The sequence below is a fragment of the Cupriavidus sp. SIMBA_020 genome (assembly GCF_046535395.1).
In the GTDB taxonomy this organism is placed as follows: domain Bacteria; phylum Pseudomonadota; class Gammaproteobacteria; order Burkholderiales; family Burkholderiaceae; genus Cupriavidus; species Cupriavidus campinensis.
Window position 1 is genome coordinate 1 of the sequence record NZ_JAWRWU010001708.1, and the last position, 234, is coordinate 234.

Below are 234 nucleotides of genomic sequence, written 5' to 3' on the forward strand. Positions count from 1 at the left end.
TCGATTTCGTCCTGCCACAGGTTCGACGCCGAATCGGACGCCGTCAGCGAGAACGTGACGCCCGGATGCAGCGTGGTGAATTCGTCGAGCCAGTCGAGCAGCTGGTTGCGGCCGAAATCGGACGTCGACGACAGCCGCACCTTGCCGGCCACCACGTTGCGACCTTCCTGCAGCAGCGCGTGTGCGTCGTCGAGCGCCTGCAGCGCCTGCCGGCAGCAGTTCAGGTAGAGCCGG

General features: G+C 66.2%; 1 pseudogene. It reads right to left on the minus strand.

The window, feature by feature from the left end:
• Window positions 1-234 (minus strand): annotated as a pseudogene (locus SB751_RS35435) (LysR family transcriptional regulator); the annotation flags it as partial.